Origin of the sequence: Oscillibacter sp. (assembly GCF_032060045.1) — a bacterium.
Classification (GTDB): Bacteria; Bacillota; Clostridia; order Oscillospirales; family Oscillospiraceae; genus Oscillibacter.
This window is the reverse complement of the sequence record NZ_DAMBZJ010000002.1, coordinates 13,193-31,420: the sequence shown is the minus strand read 5'-3', so window position 1 is coordinate 31,420 and position 18,228 is coordinate 13,193. Positions and strand designations below refer to the sequence as shown.

The following is an 18,228-nucleotide window of genomic DNA, read 5'->3' as shown; positions in this document are numbered from 1 at the left end:
GAAAGTTCGAAATGAATTAAAAGAGACTTTTTCGTAAATTATGTGGATCCAATTCGAAATACTGCTGTATGTTCCCAAATCTCACCAGAATGTAAAATACAGAAGAAAAATCCTGGACAATTCGGTGTATCTGGGAAAAACGGCGTCTCCAGCCAGCAGCTCCTCGTGGATCTCAATGCCCAGGCCAGTCTTGGTGGGAACTTTAAAGTAGCCGTCCGTGATTTCCAGATTCAAGTCGAAGATATCTGTCCGATTCAGCACGCCGGACCAGAACTCCAGAATCGCAAAGTTATGGGCAGCAGCGGCGACCTGCATGCTAGCGGCAGTAGCCACGGGGTCATTGGGGTTATGGGGCGCGAACATGATGTGATAGGTCTCTGCATGTGCGGCAATGCGCATGATCTCAAAAATGCCGCCGCCAAAGGAGAAACAGTTTGCGGCGAACATTAACTGGAAGCACAGCCAGGAACTGCGGCAGGAGATCAATTCTCTGCAAAAGGAATTGGACTCCATGTAGCGCAGGCGGAATGGCAAAGTTAGAAGAGAAAGCATACACTGTATTGGGTTTCGCCAGCCTAATATCTTGAAAGGAACTTCGTATATGGCTTTCAGAAACTGCTCGCCTTCTAATTGTGGATGCGATAATTCTTCTACAAATTCCCAGAATTGCACGATGAAAATTTATTCCGGCTCTTCTTGCAATTCCTATTGCTGCGTTCCCGGCCCTCCGGGCCCTCCCGGCTGTCCCGGTTGTCCCGGACGGCAAGGACCCACTGGCCCAACCGGACCGCAAGGTCTCCAGGGTCCACAGGGTCCCCAGGGGCCCCAAGGTCCTCAGGGACCTGCCGGCCCTCAAGGTCCCCAGGGCCCCCAAGGTCCTCAAGGGCCTGCCGGAGCGAACGGAGCTACTGGTCCTGCCGGCCCTCAAGGCCCTCAGGGCCCACAAGGTCCTCAAGGGCCCTTTGGCCCACAGGGACCCATCGGTCCCATCGGCCCGACCGGCGCAACCGGAGCGACTGGTGTAGGAGCAACCGGCCCGACCGGCGCAACCGGCGCGGACGGAGCACAGGGCCTTATCGGCCCCACTGGCCCCACTGGCCCCATTGGCCCCACCGGTGCAACCGGCGCGGACGGAGCACAGGGCCTTATCGGCCCCACTGGCCCCACTGGCCCCATTGGTCCGACCGGGCCGACTGGTGCAACCGGAGCGGACGGAGCACAGGGCCTTATCGGCCCCACTGGCCCCACTGGCCCCACTGGTCCCACTGGTCCCACCGGCCCGACCGGCCCCGGTGCGATTATCCCCTTTGCATCCGGACTGCCCGTTGCTCCGACAGCTCTGCTGACAGGTCTTGTGGGTCTGCCTGCAGTGGTGAGCTTTGGCAACAGCGCGGTTCTGCCCAATAATCTGGGTGCAACCATCGACCTCACCGGTGCTGCAGGACTGCTGGCCAACATGTCCTTCTCCATGCCCAGAGACGGAGTTATCACGGATATCACCGCATATTTCAGCACCGTGCTTGCCTTGTCTTTGGTTGGCGGAACGGCAACCGTCACTGCCCAGCTCTATGCCTCCACTACACCCGATAACACCTTCTCGCCCATTGCCGGGACAGCGGTGTCGTTGGCTCCCACATACAGCGGTGTGGTGGCAATCGGCCAAGTTGCCTTTGGCTCCCTCACCGGACTGAACATTCCTGTGACGGCGGAAACCCGGCTGCTGCTGGTGTTCTCCGTCACCACTACCGGGCTTACGGTCGGCACCACGGTCACAGGCTATGCCAGCGGCGGCATCAACATCGCCTGATTTTTAAAAGCTCTTACGGACAGAATGCCCGTTTGCCGGCCCGCCCGCCCATACGCGGGCGGACCGGCACTTATTATTTTCCGAGAGGTGAATTCCGGATGAATACTATTAGTTTGTGCATGATTGTTAAAAATGAAGAGGCGCAGCTTGCGGACTGTCTTTCCTCTGTGGAGGGCATTGTCGACGAAATCATTATTGCAGACACCGGATCAACGGATTCCACAAAGGAGATTGCTGGTAAATTTACAGATAAAATTTTTGATTTTCCGTGGGTAGATGATTTTTCCGCAGCCAGAAATTTTTCTTTTTCTAAGGCGACAATGGACTATATTCTCTGGCTGGATGCCGACGATGTGTTGCTGCCCGAAGATCAGGAAAAGCTAAAAAAGCTCAAAGAGGAGCTAGATCCCTCTGTGGATGCGGTAATGATGAAATACAACATCGCCTTTGATAACAACGGAGCCGTCACCTTCAGTTATTTTAGGGAGCGGCTCTCGCGTCGGGAACGACAGTTTTTGTGGCAAGAGCCGGTACACGAATATCTTGCAACAGGCGGAAAAATTATTCATACAGACATTGCAGTGACCCACCGAAAGCAAAAAGCGTCCTCATCGAACCGCAATCTGACCATTTACCGGAGAATTCTGGACGGTGGAGGAGAGCTGACGCCCCGGGGCCTCTATTATTACGCCCGGGAACTGAAGGACCATGCCCAATACGTCGATGCAATTCAATATTTCAGCCTATTTCTTGACGGAGGCAAAGGGTGGGTAGAGGACAATATCGCCGCGTGCAACGAGCTTGGGGAGTGCTATCGCCGAGAAAATCGGCAGCAAGAGCAGTTGACGGCCCTTACTCGCGCTTTTAGCTATGATACGCCCCGGGCAGAAACATGCTGTGCGCTGGGCTATGCATGGAAGGAAAAGGGAGACTATAAGCGGGCGACTTTCTGGTTCCGCCTGGCCACAATGTTGGAGCGGCCGGAAAATAGTTGGGGTTTCTTCCGGGAGGACTGCTGGGGCTTTATCCCCTGCATTGAACTCGCGGTGTGCCTCGACAAGCTGGGGCAGACCCAGTCTGCGGAGCAGTACAACGAGATGGCTGGCATATTGAAGCCTGAGAATCCTGCAATGCTGCACAATCGGGCATATTTTCAATCGCTGAAAACCGCCAAGCAGCCGGACGAAAAGAACTCCTGACAAACAGTCCGTTGCGCACAGGCGGCCTCTTTTAAAAAACTTTGCCCCCCGCCCGGCAAAGCTTTACGTTATCCGTTGCGGCTGGCAAGGTCCAGCCGCTGGAGTTCCAAAATGGCGGCGCATAGCCGGTCCTCATCCCGAATGCTCATAGACTCAAAATAGCAGCCAAACCGGGTCTCCACCTTGTTGACGGGCTGGGCCCAGCAGATCTGCACAGTGAACACAAAGGGCTGAGGCTGAGATTCATCCAGCCAAAGATTGGTCAAAAGCAGGTGGTCGCCGGGGTGATAACGGTCCTGGGTGCGCAGCTGGACGCCCCCCAGACTTACGTCCACCACCTTGCATAATCGGGAATAATACTGCGCTTCCCCCTGAAGACTTTCGGGATACAGCGCGTTGATGCACAGCGCGTTGGCCCGCAGGGAAACCGGTTGGCGAAAATTCACCCGCTGCTCCCGCTGATGGCATTTGAAAAGGTTGCCCAACTTCCAGAAGTAGCGGGAGCTACCGTGAATCTTTCCCAGCCACACTTGGGTCGATTTTCGAGGAATATGCAAGATGAGCTTGAAGTCATCATTGTAGATGACCGGCGGCGCCTCTCGCCCTCCGGCGGGAAAAACCGCCAACGCGCCGTTCTGGCACCTCTCCACGCGGCCTAAGAAAACCAGTTTATTGTCATTGGGCTTTCGCACCTCGCACAGGTGGCCCACCGCTTCACGCAGGTCCGCCGGAGTGGCCGCGCAGGGTCCCTCTTCCTCTTCCGGGACGGTTGGTTTATATGCCATAGACAGCAACTCCTTCTAGAACTGAATTTACAGCGTGATGGCGCGGCAGAGAATCACGGCCATTTGCGCGCGGGTGAGAGAGGACTGGGGATGCAGTTTTCCGTCACTGCCGCCCTGAAAAACGCCAAGGCGCACCATGGCGGCCAGATCGGCCGCGGCGTAGTCGGAGACGGCGGCGCTGTCGGAAAAGCCGGAGAGATCGGACTTGCTTCCCGCGGTAAAGCTCCAGCCGGAGGCCCGCATGGCACGGGCAAGAAACACGGCTGCCTGCTGGCGGGAGAGGGGGCGGGTCGGGTAGAAGGAAGAACCGCTTCCCTGGGCGATGCCCAGCGCCTGTGCAATCTTCACCGCTTCGGCATAGACGCTACCTGCCGGCACATCGGCAAAGCCCGGGCCGCCAGAGGCGGTGAATTGGAACGCGCGGTTGAGCATCAGCATAAAGCTGCCCCGGGTGATGGCAGCTCCCGGAGAAAAGGCGCCGCCGCCCGTGCCGTTTACCACACCGGCGGAATACAAGTATTCCACTGAGGAGGAGGCCCAGGTGTAATTCCCCATGTCGGTAAAGGAGCTTGCCTTGGTTTCAGAGGTGACGGTGACCACAACGGAGCCGGAATAGGAGTTGCCCTGACTGTCCTTCCCCGTGTAGGGGATGGTGGCCGTGCCGGTATAGCCCGCGGCGGGGACAAAGGACAAGTTGGAAACCAGCGGTGAGCCGGAGGCGAAATAGCTCGCCCCGGAGGTCACGGCCGTGCCGGGCGTGGAAGAGGAACGATACTGATAGCGAAGCTGCCCCACGCCGGAAGAGGGCTGGGAAAAGGCAGCGCTAACAAAGGAGCCTGCGCCCCGGGCGCTGCACGCAAGTTGGAACGCGGAGACATCAAAGGCTGCTGCCTTTCCAGCGGAAACAGTGTAGTAAATCACGCCCGCGGACGCCGCTTTCTTTACCTCCACGTTTACGGAGCCGGTATAGCGCTGCCCGCCCGTGTCATAGCCGGTGTAGGAAATCGTCGCCGTTCCGCTCCAGCCCGAGGCGGGAACGAAGGTGACGTTGCTGAGGTAGGGCGAGGAGGAGCGGTAATAGCCGGTGGAACCGGAGACGGCGTTGCCGGTGCTGGAGGAGGAGCTGTAATTATACCGCAGCGTCCCTACGGAGGAGGAGGGCAGTGTAAAGCGGACGTAATTCAGGTTCCGGTCCGTCTCCTCCCGGCACACCGTATCAAAATCGTTCGCGGAGAAATTCACAGGGGTGTCCTGCTTTGTGGTATAGGACACGCCGCCTGCTCCGGAATCCCGGACGGTGACCCGCACCGTGCCGGTAAAGCGCTGTCCGCCGGTGCTGTATCCGGTAAAGCTGATGTCCACCGTTCCGCTCCAGCCCGAGGCGGGAACGAAATACACGCTGTCCAGATACGGCGAGGAGGAGCGGTAATAATTGGTAGAGGAAGAAACAGAGTTGCCCGAGCTGGAGGAAGAATAGTAATTATACCGCAGCGTCCCGTAAGAAGACGAGGGCAGCGTAAAGTTGACATAGTTCAGCCACTGGCCGGTTTCGCCGTCGCAGCGTGTGTTGAAGTCGTCTACGTTAAACCGTACGGCGGTGTCCCTCCGGGTGGAGTAGGACAACGTGCCGGAAGAGGAAGTGGAATCCACATCCACAGTGACAACGCCGGTGAAGCTCTGGCTGTTGCGTCCATACCCCGTAAAGGAGATGTCTGCCGTCCCGGTCCAGCCAGAGGCGGGAACAAAATATATGTTGTCCAGATATGGCGAGGAAGAGCGGTAATAGCTAGTGGAGGAGGAAACATAGCTTCCGGCACTGCTGGAAGAGCTGTAGTTGTACCGCAGCGTCCCCACAGAGGAGGCAGGCAGGGTAAAGCGGACGTATTGCAATCGAACGCCCAGTACATCCTCGCACAAACTGTTAAAGTCGCTGGCGTTGAACCGGGCAGACCGGTTTCTCGAGGTGGAATATTGGATGTTTCCCCGGCTGCCCGCGCTAGTGGAAACGGTGATAGAAACAGACCCGCCAAAGGAGTTTCCATTGGTGTCCCTGCCGGTATAGGAGATGGAAAGCGTGCCGGAATATCCATCGGCAGGTACGAAGGTCACGTCGGAGAGCAGGGGGGACTTACTGCGGTAATAAGCCGTGCCGGAGGTGACCTTGTTGTCAAGGTCGTTGCCGTTGTATTTGTAGAACAGCGTCCCTTTGGAGGTCGAGGGCAGGGAAAAGGTCACGTATTGCAGCTCGTGGCCGGTGGCGGCCCGGCAGACCGCGCTGAAATCCTCGTCATTGAAATCCACCCGGTTTCGCCCGGTGGTGGAGTAGCTGATGCCGGAGACGGCGGCCACATTTACCTCAATCGTCCCCTGAAAGGACCGGGGAGTGGAGGAGGAATCGTAACCGGTGTAGCGGATGACGGCCGTGCCGGAAAAATCCGCCTTGGGGACGAAGGTCACGTCAGAGAGCCACCGGGTTCCCCGATCGCCGGAGTAGGAATAATTCTCATTGGCGCCCACGCCTGCGCCGGGAACAGCCTCGGAGACATAGCCGTAATACAACGTTCCGGCGGAAGCGGGGACATACAGCCCCGTGACATAGGACAGAGAGGATTGCAGCACGCGGCTGCACTCGGTATTGATTTTTCCGGCGACATAGGAAAAGGCCAGAGGATTGTCATTCCGGGCGGATTCTATAATGACATTTGCCACAGCTTCCTCCGCCGTGACCTGACATGTGGTGGAATAGGCCCCCGCCTTGGCGGTGATGATGGCGGTCCCGGCACTTCCGGCGGTCACAAGACCGCTGGAGGACACTCGGGCAACCAGTTCGTTGCTGCTGCTCCATGTCACTGTCTCATCAATGCCGATGGGGAGAAACAGCGAGGCGGTAAGCTGGCGGCTTTCCCGTGTTTTCATAGAGAGGGATGCGCTGCTGAGGACGATGCCCGGAAGAAGGACGCTCCGGCTGATAGTGGCGGACTTGGTGACGCTGGGGTCCGAGGCCCACGCGGCAGTCACGGTGACGGAAACGTCGGTCCGTCCGGGCTGTTCGCCCCGGATGATGGAAACTGTATCCCCTACGCCGTTAACCGAGGCCACGGCGGTATTGCCGCTGGTCCAAGTGTAGGAATAGTTCACGGTTGCATCCGTGGGAGCTCCGGAGACATCCACGTTTACGGGGCGGTTGCTCTCGATGAGAAGCAGCTCGCTGGTGCCGTCTCTGAAGCTGACGGAAAGGCCGGAGAGGTCCGGCCCGGCGGGAGGCTCTGCCTCCTCCGCCGCCGCCGGAAGGATCAAAGAGACGGACAGAAGTGCCGAGAGCAGAAGCGCCGTCCCCCTGCGAAAAAAATTGTTTTTCATGGAAGAACTCCTTTTTTGTTCCACGTCAGGTGGTCATATCCCAGTCCTGCGTTACCACAAAGCGCGGGGTCGCGCCGCTGGTGTCCAGCTTAACGGTCAGGGGAATCGCGTGGACGTTGCCGCCCTTGTCGCCCAGTTCCGTGGCGGCGTAAATGTACGCGCCGTTCTTGGCGTTGGTAAACTCGAAGGTGACAGAGGAAATCTTCTGCCCGGGCGTGCCTGCAACCAAAGAGAAAGCCGCGCTTTTGTTGAAGGCCAGCCCCGCGGAATAGAAGCCGGACAGAGGATTCATGGTGGCGGTGGCATCCAGCGGCGTCACCGTCTGGTTGGAGGTGCTGGGGTCCTTCACAACCCAATAGAGGTCCTCGTTAAAGACCAGCGTCACGGTGCCCGTATAAGCAGTTCCAGCCGGATTAGGCTGAATGTCGGAAAGGCAGTCCGTCACCATAGGGGGCGTTGCATCCGTGTTGAACACGGGGCGGATGGCCCGGAAGGCATCGCCAGAACCGGCGGTGCTTTTGGCCACGGTCAGGAAGGTGTACCAGGTGGTGCCCACCATGCCGGGGGAACAGTCCACAGTTTTGTTGCGGATGCTTGTGGCGTCGCCGCTCATAGTCACGTCGCCGCTGGTGGTGGTCTGAGAACGGATGAACTCCGCAAAGTCGTCCTTTGCCGTCTGGGTGGCGTACTCATCAAACACGGAGCCTGCCAGTTCGTTATTCTTAAAAAAGCTGTTGCTCATTGCGTCCAGAACCGTATAACTTCCGTCCTTGCCTGTGCCTTTAGGATATTTTCTACCAAAGTCATCCTTTTCACCAGGAACCACATAATCGACCATGGCCCGGCTCAGGTTGCCCGGCTCGCTGCCGTTCACCGCCAGCAGATAGTTCACGTCGGAGGTGGTGTCCGTCTTAATGGAGACGTTGGGATTGCTGATGGTCAACTCAATGATGGGTCGGGAGGTTTCGGAGGTTTCAAAGCCAAAGAGATAGGGCTTTTCAGAATAAATGGTGGAAGCGCTGCCCTGAAGGACGAAATACGTCACATATTTCGTTTTTGGGCTGAGACCCCGCAGGGGAATGTTTACATTGCTGCCAAAATAGGAGACGCTGCCTTTCATAATCGAGGTGTCGTTATAGGGAGGCGTCATAATATTGCCGCTGGTGGGAACGGAGGAGAACACCAAAAGATTGGTGTCGACGGTGGTGCTTTTGGGAAGCTGATCCCAGTTGGAGGAAGTAAGAGATTTGTTGCCGCCCAGTTCCTCGGAAAGCGTGGTGGTAATGGTGGACACGGGGGCAATTACGTAGAAGATTTTCCCGGTGGTACGGGTGAGCTGGACGTTGATGGAGCCGCTAACGTCCAGCGCGTCAATTTTGGGATAGCCAGTGACAAATTCCGGAATCATCGTGTCACTGAAAATGTGCTTCATGGTGTAATCCGAAGGGCTGCCCACCTTTACAAGGCCATCCTTGACGGCCTGTGTCAAATCCTCGTTCTGCATGCCGCCCACGGCCAAATTGTGCAAGGCGCTTTTATCTGACCCAGCCACGGCCTGCACCTGCATTTCAACCTTGCCGCTCCAGGTTTCACGGACATCCACGTTTTTAATAGAGGTGAAGCGAATGCCGTAATACCGGGTGGCGGTCATGTCCCGCAGCAGCTCCGCGTTGGTGGAGGAACTGGTGTTTCCACTGCGGAAATAGCGGGTATAGCTTGCGCCGTACATCGTTCCGTCAGTGGAGTTGATCTCAGCGGAATTGGGGTACTTTGTCCAAGTGCCCTCCACCTCCTTGCCGTTCGAGCCGATGGTGTTCACCTTTTCATAAAGGTCAAACTTGGCGGGGATGTTCATGCGGAACAGCAAATCCCAGTACACGCCCTCCCCGGCATTGCCGGTGGAGAGGGGGAGCGCCCGAAACGACATGTCAAAATCAACCGTTTCATTTCCCACTATGGCAGAAACGTCCGTGCTGGAGAACTGAATCTGGGCAAACACAGTGGTAAAGGTGGGCAGGGAAACAGGGTTGGGCTTGATGATATTTTTGGCGGTGGAGGTGTCGGCAATGTTCTGGATTTTGAAATAGTATTTCGCGCCGCTTTTCAGCTTTAATGCCTGTCCGGATTTAAAGGTAGCCACGATTTTTCCGTCCTCGGCGGTAATCTCAACAAAGCGGTAGTCAATGGTCCAGTCGGCGCTGGAGTCGCTGGTCGCGGTTCGCTCTACCACTCGCTCCGCGGGCGCAGCGTCGGCGGACCAAAGCTGGATATCGTCCCGTAAAAGGCCGACAAGAACTTCACTCGCGGCTTTCTGTTCATCTTCTGATGTTGAAGTATCCTTGGACTTCTGGTAAAGGGCCAGAAGCTGGTGGTTGGTTCCCGAGTCCTGCACATTTTCGCTGAAAACAACGCGGATGTCGGTGTCCGCCAGAGGAGAAATGCCCGCTGCGTCGTTGGTGCGTGTAAACTCCTGCGTGATGGACGGTGGGTTGGTGTCCAGCGTGTGGATGGTGAGCTTGCCCACGGGGTCGGAGTAATTTCCGGCCTTGTCCTGGGCTACGTAGTACACGTCGTAGGCTGATTCGGAGGTAAGGCCGGAGATGTTGATCAGGGCTTCTTTATTGGCGGTAGCGGCTATCTTTCCGGCTTTCAGGCCGTTGATGCCGCTGGAAACCTGGAGCTTGGCCTCGGGGCTGCTCAGGGAGGGCTTGGTGGTCTGGCCGTTCATGGGCTTGGGATATTCGTCTCCCTGCTTCACCGCCACCCAGAAGATGGTGGCGGCCTCGTCCACCACGGCGTTCAGCCCCACGGAGGTTTCCTTAATGGCAGTGACGGTGGGACCGGAAACAAAGGTGGGAGGAGTGCCGTCCAGCGTCGTGAACGAGATTTTTTTTACAGCAGAGCTTTTTGCCCCGTCCGCGTCGGTGAGCCAGAGGAACAGGTCATAGTCTTTCAGCTCGTTCAAGGTGCCCTGCCGGTTGACCAGGAAGGTATCGGTCACGTTTTTCACCATGTTCCACGAGCCGGAACCCAGATTGCCGGACAGCGAACCGGATTTGAAGTCGGCGGCGGTGGGCGCCGTGGCGTTTTTGGGCATCAGCGCGTAATACAGTCGGCAGGATTTGGTGGTCATCACCGTGACTTCGCCGGAGACATTGGTGATTTTGGACATGTAGGGATACCCCGCGGCAAAGGCCGGGACGGAATCGTCCGACGTTGCGAAGGACACGGCCTTCACGGGGCTTCGCTGCTCCCGCTGGTCCACCAGCATGGCGGAGAAGTAGTAAGACCCGTCGGAGGTAAGTCCGGTGAGAGAGGCGATGTAGTCCGTATTGGATTTTTCGGCCTTGATATTGCCGCTTTTCAGGATGCGGGGATTGTTGGTGGGTTTCAGCAAATCGGCCTCCCCCACGGACCCGTCGGTCACAGAGGTGACGGCCCAGTAAAGCGTACCAGATTTGTTGGTGCGCATCAGCCCCTTTGCGGAGACGGAGGCCACGTCGGTCATTTTGGGATAGCCCGCCAGAAGCCGGGGGTCGGCGGAGGATTCCGCGGCCAGCGTGGTGTCCATCTTCTGGCCGTGGATATCTGCGTTGACGCCGGGACGGATATTGATGATGTCCGGAAGCATATCGGCCTTGGTGCCGTTTGCGTTCACATTGAGCTGCTCCACGTCGCCCCGGCCGGTAAGGGTAGTGCCGGTGTCCAGATTCAAAACCTTCGCCACGGCCCCGTTAAGCACCGCCACGGAGGAGCCTGCGGCCCGCTCGTCCACGGTCAGGGAGAGAACAGAGCCCTTTGCCACGGTGACGGCGGATTCGGGAGTGACGGTGACGATTTCCTTGAGGTTGCCCGCCGCGGTGAGGGCGGTTCCGGCTTCGCCTTCCACCCGGATGGCGGTAAAGCCATAGCTGTTTTCGGTGGAGTCCTCCACGTAGGAAGGAGTGCGAATCAGGGTTTTGTCGATTTTGGTGCTGCCCTCCGCACGGATGGAGACAATGTTGTTGGCCAGATTGTCCATCACCAGCGTGGGGGCAGTGACACCCCGGAGAATCACGCTGTTGTTTCCCTTTTCGCTCTCACCTGCGCCGCATACAACGATTTTGCCCAGAACGGTGACGTTTTCCAGCGTCACATTACCAAGTCCCAGTCCGCCGGTGATATACAGGTTTCCGGCAATGGTAGTGTCCTTCAGCGTCACGCCGGAGGTGGATATGGTGACGTTTCCGTACACGCCGCCCAGTGTGTGAGTTCCGGATTTGTTGACGGGGGTGCCGATGGCGTTTACCAGCAGCACGGCCATCTGACCACGGGTGATACTCTGCTTGGGACGGAAGGAGCCGTCGCCGTAGCCACTGAGTATTCCCTCGGTCACGGCGCTGCGGATCAGCCCCCGGCTGTAATTGGAAAGCTTGCCGCTGTCGGTAAAATCAATGCTGGCACCCGGCTCGTTGTCCAGCACAAGATTGCGGCCCAGCAAAACGGCTGCCTGCTCTCGGGTGACAGAGTTTTTGGGTGCGGCGGTGGTTTTGCTGGTGCCGTTAAAATAGCCGGTGGTATAGCCGATATTGATGTCGTCGTAATACCAGTCAGCGGCCTTCACGTCCCGGAACGGAACGGCGGCGCTCACGTCGTCATAGCCGAAGGCCCGGTTGACCAGCACGACAAATTCCGCGCGGGTCAGCGTCCGGTCCGGGTGGAGATTGCCGGAGGAATCCCCCCGCATCACACCCCAGCTCACCAGCTTTTCAAGATAGGGTTCCATCCAGCTGGCGGCGGCGGCGGGGACCGCCAAACCGGGCAGCAGGGATAGGGCCATTGTCATGCAGAGCACGGCGGACAGCAGCCGCGTCCCCCAGCGCCCCTTACGGATTCCGTTCAGTTTCATAGCGAAGCTTCCTTTCTGTATCTAGGTCGGTATCTTTACACATTCTCTTTCGAGGCGGCGCTATTTTCGCGTGTCGCGGTTTGTAATCTGCTGGGAAAAAACGGCCTCTCGCAGCAGGACCTCCTCGTCGTGAATCAGGTCCACAAAAGTGGCGGCATAAAGCGGAATGTTAGAGTTGGAGGGGCGTAGACGCAGAATCTGGGCATGCAAAATCAAGGGCTGGGAGGTAATGGGAACCACCACCTCCACAATCTCCGTGAGATTGAGCGCGTAATTGCAAAAAAAGGCAATCCCGCCGCAGCTTAAATCATGGCACACGATGGGCAGGCGCCCCGTCCACGTGCCGTTGACGGGATAGAGAAAGCTCTCAAACCGGACGGGAACCCGCAGGTTTTGACGCAGGCGTACGCCTGCCTCGTTCAGCGGCTCCACTTCAATCGTATCCGTGTGGTTGCTGGAGAGAATGCGCCCAATCATGTCGGGGCGGCCCTCATCCATGGCGATAAGGTTGATCACCTCGTGCTCCAGCACGTTGAGAAGGTCCTCCGGTTTCAGCCGCAGCCGCCAGGTTGCCGCATCCGGGTCCGACTCCATAAAGGCGGTACCCAGCGGTGCGTTCCGGCTGTCGGAGAGCATATAGCGATAAAAATAATCGGACATCATTCGGCCTCCTTTTCTGGGGCGGGAGAGAGCGTGCGCCGCCGCCTCGGCTTGTCGGGCTGTGAGGGGTCAAATTCCAAAAAGTATACGTAGATGTCCACGATGGCCTGATAAAGAGACGGGGGAATTTCCTGTCCCAATTCCAACTGGGAGAGCATGGTGGCAAGAGAGTTGTCCTCGTAGACGGGGACGCCGCTGTCCGCCGCCACTTCCACAATCTTCTCCGCCAGATATCCCATGCCCGAGGCCACCACCACTGGGGCAGAATTTGCCCCGTATTGCAGCGCCACCGCCTTGCCGGCGGGTCTTTTTCTTTCAGGCTCTGACATTGACACTGTCCTTTCCGTTAAAGATTTTAGGAAAAATTTCCGACACAGTCAAGGGTTTGACCATTTTTTCCACGTCTACCAGTCCGGCGGAAAAGCCGTTGTCCGCCAGAATGTTGCTTAAGGAGGCGCGGATGGCGTCGGAAAACATAGCCACAGACTCGGGGCAGCGCACCGCCAGATCCACGGTACTTCCCCGGTTGGTGATCACGATGTCGAACAGGCCCAGAGGCTCCACGTCCGCCTTCAAAAGAAAGCGCAGCGTGCGCACTCCGTCTTCCTGGGACTGGTTGTCCCGGTCTGCGTCTGGGTCTACCCATATCTCAGAATACATCATTCTTTCGTTCCATACAAGCGGGAGAATGAAATGATTTAAGGGCATGTACACGCTTTCGTTCACGAGCAGGGAAGCGACCATGGCCCCAAACCGCTCCTGTGCCTCCGCGCCGGCAGAGCCGCGCAGAGCCATGTCTGCGGCGGAGGCCAGCCGGTCGGCAAAGGGATTGTTCCTCCCCGCGCGCTCGAAGGGTGTGTTTTTCAGCATCCGAAGCAGCGCCGCGTCCTCTGCACCTCGCAAGTCTCCAAGGGTGCCCCGCAGAGACGGATGGTCAAACAGGTGGCGCAAAGCCTGAAGCATTCCCTCCTGCGAACCGCTTTCATACCGGGCGATGTCCAGCGTCAGCATGGACAGGGCAGAGCGGACCCGACCCATGTCGTGGGAGCGGGAGATATAGTCGGACAGATACGGGATAATCTGGCCCTGCAAAAGCTTCAGTGCCCCGGCCCGGTCACCGGCCAGCATACTGTTTTGAAGCTGCCCGGTGAAGTCCGACACCTGCGCGCCCCAGCTTCGAGGAAGCGAAGAGACAATCCGGTTCAGGCCACGCAGAAGGTTGTCCTCAATGTGGGCAGTGGAAGAAAAATCTCCATACTGCTTGAGAAACTGCAAAATGTCGCTTCGCAGGCTTTGAGAATCCGCGGCGCGATAGGCGCTTCGCAGCGCGGCGAAAAACGCGCCGCCAAAGCGGCTGGCGGAAACCGACTGGTCTTGAATAAACCGCAGAAACTCTCCCTCATTCATCCGAAGCAGGTCCAGGATCTGAGACAGATCCCCTGCGCTTCCCGCCCGCAGGCCGGAGGACACGGTGGTCCTTGCGCTCCCCGTCAGCGCCCGAAGCAGGTCGGCAGAGATACTGTTGCCACTTTCTGATACCCGATGGAGAAAGGCCTGAAAGTTGGAATCGTACCGCAAAGGGGCGGAGCCGGACTCCTCTCCTGCGGCGTGCTGCTGGCCGCTGTTCGAGTCCGACCGATTGACGCGCCCTGGGTTGGGGACGTTCTGAATGCCGGGGTCATAGGCCGTGTTGGGAATGGAGCGGTTGGCGGCGGCTGGCTCCCGCGCAGGGACGGGGTTGGTAACGTTCATAATTTCCGGCATAGGTTCAGCTCCGTTTCATTACTTCAAAAATTTCACAAATTTGCAACAAATTTCAAGGCATTTCGTTGACGCGGGACGCGGAAGACATTATAATGAAAAATAGGAAACCTGTCGTTCTTTGCTGATATACAAAAAACGACTTTTAGAATTATTTTTGCAAAGCGTTAACTTTTTCCTAAAAGTGGACGATATGACAAGTGAATTGCTGAATATTTGGAAAGGGGAGCAGTGCTCTCCTTCCTTGAAAAAGAGAGGGGCGGCTTTTTATGGACAACGGTGGAAACGAAAGCATTCTGGAAACTTATCTCTACGAGACAAATACCCTGCTGGAGCAGCTTGACAGTATCGTCTTGGCGGCGGAGCAGGCAGATACCTTTACGGAAAACGACGTGAACGAAATTTTCCGCATCATGCATACCATCAAGGGCGCTTCCGCCATGATGGAATATGAGTCTCTGACCACGGTGGCCCATCGGATCGAGGATATGTTCTTCATCATTCGGGAGCGGTCCATGGATGTGATCCCCCATGCGGAGCACGGGCTGCTGTTCGACATGATGTTTACGGCCATCGACTTTTTCCGTGGCGAAGTGGAGAAGGTCCAGAGCGACCAGCCTCTATCTGATGACATCGGCAAATTACTTCAAAAAATTAATAGCCTGATTACCAAAATTCAGGACGGAGCAGGAGCGGCCGGGTCTGCCGGCTCCGTTCCTGCTAACCAGCCAGCCGAAGCGCCCGCCTCCGGGGCGGATTCTGCCTTCCCATACGGGTTGCGGGTGTTCTTTGACGAAGGCGCGGGCATGGAGAATCTGCGGGCATTCATGCTTGTGACGGAGCTGCGGGGCATCTGCGGCGAAGAAAATTTCACCTTCTCTCCTGCCGACGTGGAAACGGATACATCCACCACCGAGACGATTGTTGCGCAGGGCTTTGTGCTCTCCTTCCGGGTGGCAGCGGAACGTGCCGGGGCCATCCATGTAGTGTCGGGTTCTGGCTCCGTTCGGGGCTATCAGACGTTTGACGAGGCGGGCGCGCCCGCGCAAGAGGAAGCAAATCGTCCCACACCCGCCGCTGAAGCCACCCGGCGTACAGAGCAGAAGAACCTCGCCTCCCCGCCGAAGACGGCGCGGGAAGAGGCCTCTCCGGTAAAGAGCGCGGCGGCTGCTCCGGCTCCCGTTCAGGCGGGCGGAGCTCACCCCAAGGAAAGCTTGATCAGCGTGAATCTCAGCAAGCTCAACCAGCTTATGGACGTGGTAGGCGAAATTGTCATTACCGAGTCCATGGTCACGGCTTCTCCCGATTTGAAGGGGCTGAAGCTGGACAACTTCACCAAGTCTGCCCGGCAGCTCCGCAAGCTTACCGACGAACTACAGGATGTTTCCATGTCGCTGCGGATGGTCCCTGTGCTGGGCACCTTCCAGAAAATGCAGCGCATTGTCCGGGATATGGGCAAAAAGTTGGGTAAGCGGGCCCGGCTGACACTGGTGGGCGAGGACACAGAGGTGGACAAGACCATCGTGGATGGCATCGGCGATCCCCTGATGCACATTGTCCGCAACGCCATGGACCACGGCATCGAGGAAACGGAAGAAGAGCGCATCGCCGCAGGCAAGAACCCCGAGGGCGAAATCATCCTCTCCGCCAGCCACACCGGCGGCGAAGTCATCATTCAGGTGAAGGATGACGGCCGGGGCGTGGATTATGACCGGGTGCTGAAAAAGGCGGTGGACGCAGGCCTTGCAAGCCCTGATGGGGAATACAGCCCCAAGGAAATTATCAACTTCCTTCTGATGCCCGGCTTCTCCACCAACGTAGAGGTGACGGAGTTTTCCGGCCGGGGCGTCGGGATGGACGTGGTAAAGAAAAACGTGGAGGAGGTGGGCGGCGCCGTGGTGCTGACCAGCGAGCCTGGCAAGGGTATGACCGCCACGCTGAAAATCCCCCTGACCATGGCGATTCTGGACGGGATGGAGGTTTCCGTTGGCTCCTCCATTTTCACCATTCCCATCAACAACATCCGCCAGTCCTTCAAGATGAGCGGCACAGATATCATCCACGACGCGGCCCACGGCGAGATGGTAAAGGTGATGAACAACTTCTATTCCGTCATCCGCGTGAAGGACGTATACGGCCTGAGCACCGGATGCGACGAAATCGAAGACGGCATTTTGATGTGGGTGGAGTCTGGCGAGTGCACCTACTGTCTGTTTGTGGACGAGCTGATGGGCGAGCAGCAGGTGGTTGTGAAGCCGCTGCCCAATTATATCAATACCTTTAATGTTAAGCAACACGGCATCACCGGCTGCACAATTCTGGGCGACGGAAATATCAGCGTCATTCTGGACGTGGCCAACCTTTACTCGGCTATCCAGTGAGCGCGGCGTCGATGCAGAAAGAGAGGGTTATGAAAGTATGAATAACCAAGTGATGAGTTTTATGGAGGATGGAACCTCCGCACGGGCGGCTCTGACAGAGGAAATGGAGCAATTTCTGGTGTTTCAGTGCGATGCGCTGCGGGTGGGTATCCGCGTGGACTGCGTGGTGGAGGCCCTGATCAATCAGAGTATCACGCCGCTGCCCATGCTGCCGGGCTATGTGTGCGGTATTATCAATCTGCGGGGCGAGGTGGTTCCCGTCATCAGCATCCGTTTGCGGCTGGGGAAGCCCTCCGCTGACGAGCAGTCCGTGATTGTGCTGAATATCAACGGAATGCAACTGGGCGTTTTGGTGGACCGGGTGGATCAGATGGTGAAGCTGCCCCGCAGCTCGCTGCTGCCCATGCCCTCCACCAACGGGCAAAAGCTGATGTGCGGCATGAGTTCTCTGCCTGACGGCGGGACCATGCTGGAGTTGGACGCGGCGGCACTGCTGGAGCACTGAATATGGGGGAAGAGCAGAAGAACACGGCATCCTCCTTTGCCCCTATGGAGATCAGCGATGGAGACTTCCGGCGGCTGGTGAATTTCATTCAGCAGCACTATGGAATCGACCTGAGCAAAAAGCGGCAGCTGATCTCCGGGCGGCTTTCCTACACGGTGAAGGCGAAGGGGTATTCCGGCTTCGGCCCGTTTATTGATCAAGTGCTTGAAAAGCAGGACTCCGGCGATATTGAGCTTGTCATCAACAAGCTCACCACCAACTACACGTTTTTCATGCGGGAGCAGGAGCATTTCAATTTTTTTCGTAACACCATCCTTCCGGATGTGGTAAAGCGCCGCCAAGGTCAGCGGATGCTCTCCATCTGGAGCGCGGGCTGCGCCTCCGGCGAGGAACCGTATACGATTTCCATGTATGTAAAAGACTTTTTGGGAGCGGAGGCTGCCCACTGGGATACCCGGGTGCTGGCCACCGATATCTCCCAGCAGGCGCTGGACAAGGCCCAGAAGGGAGTGTACGCCCTTCCGGATAGCATTCCAGCGGCATGGAAATCCAAATTTTTTGTTCCTTCTGCGGAAGAAGGGCAGTATCAGGTGGCCCCCGTTATTCGGGACAACGTGATTTTTCGCACCTTCAACCTGATGGACCCCATCCGTTTCCGGCTGAAGTTCGACGTGATCTTTTGCCGCAATGTGATGATTTATTTCAACCAGCAGACAAAGGACGAGCTGGTTGCCCGCTTTTGCGATGCAACGGAACCCGGAGGATACCTTTTAATCGGCCATTCGGAAACGATGGGCCGTAATCCCGGATATCGCTATCTGGCACCGGCCACTTTCCAGAAGCGCTAGGGAATTCAACGTATAAAGCCTGACGCGGAAAAGG

General features: G+C 57.3%; 12 protein-coding genes. 5 read left to right on the top strand and 7 right to left on the bottom strand.

What is annotated here, in order from left to right; genetic code table 11:
• Window positions 1-81: 81 nt before the first annotated feature.
• The gene (locus tag RT018_RS01135; RefSeq protein ID WP_312938695.1) at window positions 82-513 is read right to left on the bottom strand and encodes an enolase C-terminal domain-like protein; all 432 of its coding nucleotides are present in this window, start codon (window positions 511-513) and stop codon (window positions 82-84) included.
• A 160-nt stretch (window positions 514-673) separates the two neighbouring features.
• On the opposite strand from RT018_RS01135, the gene RT018_RS01130 reads away from it, so the two are divergent.
• On the top strand, window positions 674-1,807 hold the full coding sequence (locus RT018_RS01130) for an exosporium glycoprotein BclB-related protein (RefSeq protein ID WP_312938694.1): 1,134 nt from the start codon (window positions 674-676) through the stop codon (window positions 1,805-1,807).
• 98 nt (window positions 1,808-1,905) lie between these two features.
• Window positions 1,906-3,006: a glycosyltransferase gene (locus RT018_RS01125; protein ID WP_312938693.1), complete on the top strand. Its 1,101-nt coding sequence runs from the start codon at window positions 1,906-1,908 to the stop codon at window positions 3,004-3,006.
• A gap of 68 nt (window positions 3,007-3,074) precedes the next feature.
• Here the strand turns inward: RT018_RS01125 and RT018_RS01120 are convergent, their stop codons facing one another.
• The 6 genes from RT018_RS01120 to RT018_RS01095 are packed head-to-tail and all read right to left on the bottom strand — an operon-like array spanning window position 3,075 to window position 14,463.
• Window positions 3,075-3,791 (bottom strand): PilZ domain-containing protein, encoded by a 717-nt coding sequence (locus tag RT018_RS01120; protein WP_312938692.1) that lies wholly within the window; start codon window positions 3,789-3,791, stop codon window positions 3,075-3,077.
• 27 nt (window positions 3,792-3,818) lie between these two features.
• Window positions 3,819-7,151 carry an S-layer homology domain-containing protein gene (locus tag RT018_RS01115; RefSeq protein ID WP_312938691.1) on the bottom strand — a complete coding sequence of 1,111 codons (3,333 nt, stop codon included), beginning with the start codon at window positions 7,149-7,151 and terminating at the stop codon, window positions 3,819-3,821.
• Window positions 7,152-7,176: 25 nt separating this feature from the next.
• On the bottom strand, window positions 7,177-12,039 hold the full coding sequence (locus RT018_RS01110; RefSeq protein ID WP_312938690.1) for an S-layer homology domain-containing protein: 4,863 nt from the start codon (window positions 12,037-12,039) through the stop codon (window positions 7,177-7,179).
• A gap of 60 nt (window positions 12,040-12,099) precedes the next feature.
• Window positions 12,100-12,699 carry a PilZ domain-containing protein gene (locus tag RT018_RS01105; RefSeq protein WP_312938689.1) on the bottom strand — a complete coding sequence of 200 codons (600 nt, stop codon included), beginning with the start codon at window positions 12,697-12,699 and terminating at the stop codon, window positions 12,100-12,102.
• Window positions 12,699-13,028 carry an EscU/YscU/HrcU family type III secretion system export apparatus switch protein gene (locus tag RT018_RS01100; RefSeq protein ID WP_312938688.1) on the bottom strand — a complete coding sequence of 110 codons (330 nt, stop codon included), beginning with the start codon at window positions 13,026-13,028 and terminating at the stop codon, window positions 12,699-12,701. Before RT018_RS01100 ends, RT018_RS01105 begins: the two co-directional genes overlap by 1 nt.
• Window positions 13,015-14,463, bottom strand: coding sequence for a hypothetical protein (locus RT018_RS01095; RefSeq protein WP_312938687.1), 1,449 nt, complete (start codon window positions 14,461-14,463; stop codon window positions 13,015-13,017). Before RT018_RS01095 ends, RT018_RS01100 begins: the two co-directional genes overlap by 14 nt.
• Before the next feature lie 266 nt (window positions 14,464-14,729).
• Here RT018_RS01095 and RT018_RS01090 point away from each other — a divergent pair, with 266 nt between their 5' ends.
• Genes RT018_RS01090 through RT018_RS01080 form a run of 3 tightly spaced genes read left to right on the top strand, consistent with a single transcriptional unit; the run spans window position 14,730 to window position 18,194 of the window.
• Entirely contained in the window at window positions 14,730-16,841 is a 2,112-nt protein-coding gene (locus tag RT018_RS01090; protein ID WP_312938686.1) for a chemotaxis protein CheA, read from the top strand.
• A gap of 37 nt (window positions 16,842-16,878) precedes the next feature.
• A complete protein-coding gene (locus RT018_RS01085; RefSeq protein ID WP_312938685.1) occupies window positions 16,879-17,346 on the top strand; it encodes a chemotaxis protein CheW in 468 nt (155 codons plus the stop codon).
• A 2-nt stretch (window positions 17,347-17,348) separates the two neighbouring features.
• On the top strand, window positions 17,349-18,194 hold the full coding sequence (locus RT018_RS01080) for a protein-glutamate O-methyltransferase CheR (RefSeq protein ID WP_312938684.1): 846 nt from the start codon (window positions 17,349-17,351) through the stop codon (window positions 18,192-18,194).
• Window positions 18,195-18,228 lie beyond the last annotated feature (34 nt).

Excerpts from the sequence above, each read along its gene's own strand:
- RT018_RS01080 (WP_312938684.1), top strand. The coding sequence starts at position 17,349 with ATGGGGGAAGAGCAGAAGAACACGGCATCCTCCTTTGCCCCTATGGAG.
- RT018_RS01115 (WP_312938691.1), bottom strand. The coding sequence starts at position 7,151 with ATGAAAAACAATTTTTTTCGCAGGGGGACGGCGCTTCTGCTCTCGGCA.
- RT018_RS01090 (WP_312938686.1), top strand. The coding sequence starts at position 14,730 with ATGGACAACGGTGGAAACGAAAGCATTCTGGAAACTTATCTCTACGAG.
- RT018_RS01105 (WP_312938689.1), bottom strand. The coding sequence starts at position 12,699 with ATGTCCGATTATTTTTATCGCTATATGCTCTCCGACAGCCGGAACGCA.
- RT018_RS01110 (WP_312938690.1), bottom strand. The coding sequence starts at position 12,039 with ATGAAACTGAACGGAATCCGTAAGGGGCGCTGGGGGACGCGGCTGCTG.
- RT018_RS01095 (WP_312938687.1), bottom strand. The coding sequence starts at position 14,463 with ATGCCGGAAATTATGAACGTTACCAACCCCGTCCCTGCGCGGGAGCCA.
- RT018_RS01120 (WP_312938692.1), bottom strand. The coding sequence starts at position 3,791 with ATGGCATATAAACCAACCGTCCCGGAAGAGGAAGAGGGACCCTGCGCG.
- RT018_RS01130 (WP_312938694.1), top strand. The coding sequence starts at position 674 with ATGAAAATTTATTCCGGCTCTTCTTGCAATTCCTATTGCTGCGTTCCC.
- RT018_RS01085 (WP_312938685.1), top strand. The coding sequence starts at position 16,879 with ATGAATAACCAAGTGATGAGTTTTATGGAGGATGGAACCTCCGCACGG.
- RT018_RS01100 (WP_312938688.1), bottom strand. The coding sequence starts at position 13,028 with ATGTCAGAGCCTGAAAGAAAAAGACCCGCCGGCAAGGCGGTGGCGCTG.
- RT018_RS01135 (WP_312938695.1), bottom strand. The coding sequence starts at position 513 with ATGGAGTCCAATTCCTTTTGCAGAGAATTGATCTCCTGCCGCAGTTCC.
- RT018_RS01125 (WP_312938693.1), top strand. The coding sequence starts at position 1,906 with ATGAATACTATTAGTTTGTGCATGATTGTTAAAAATGAAGAGGCGCAG.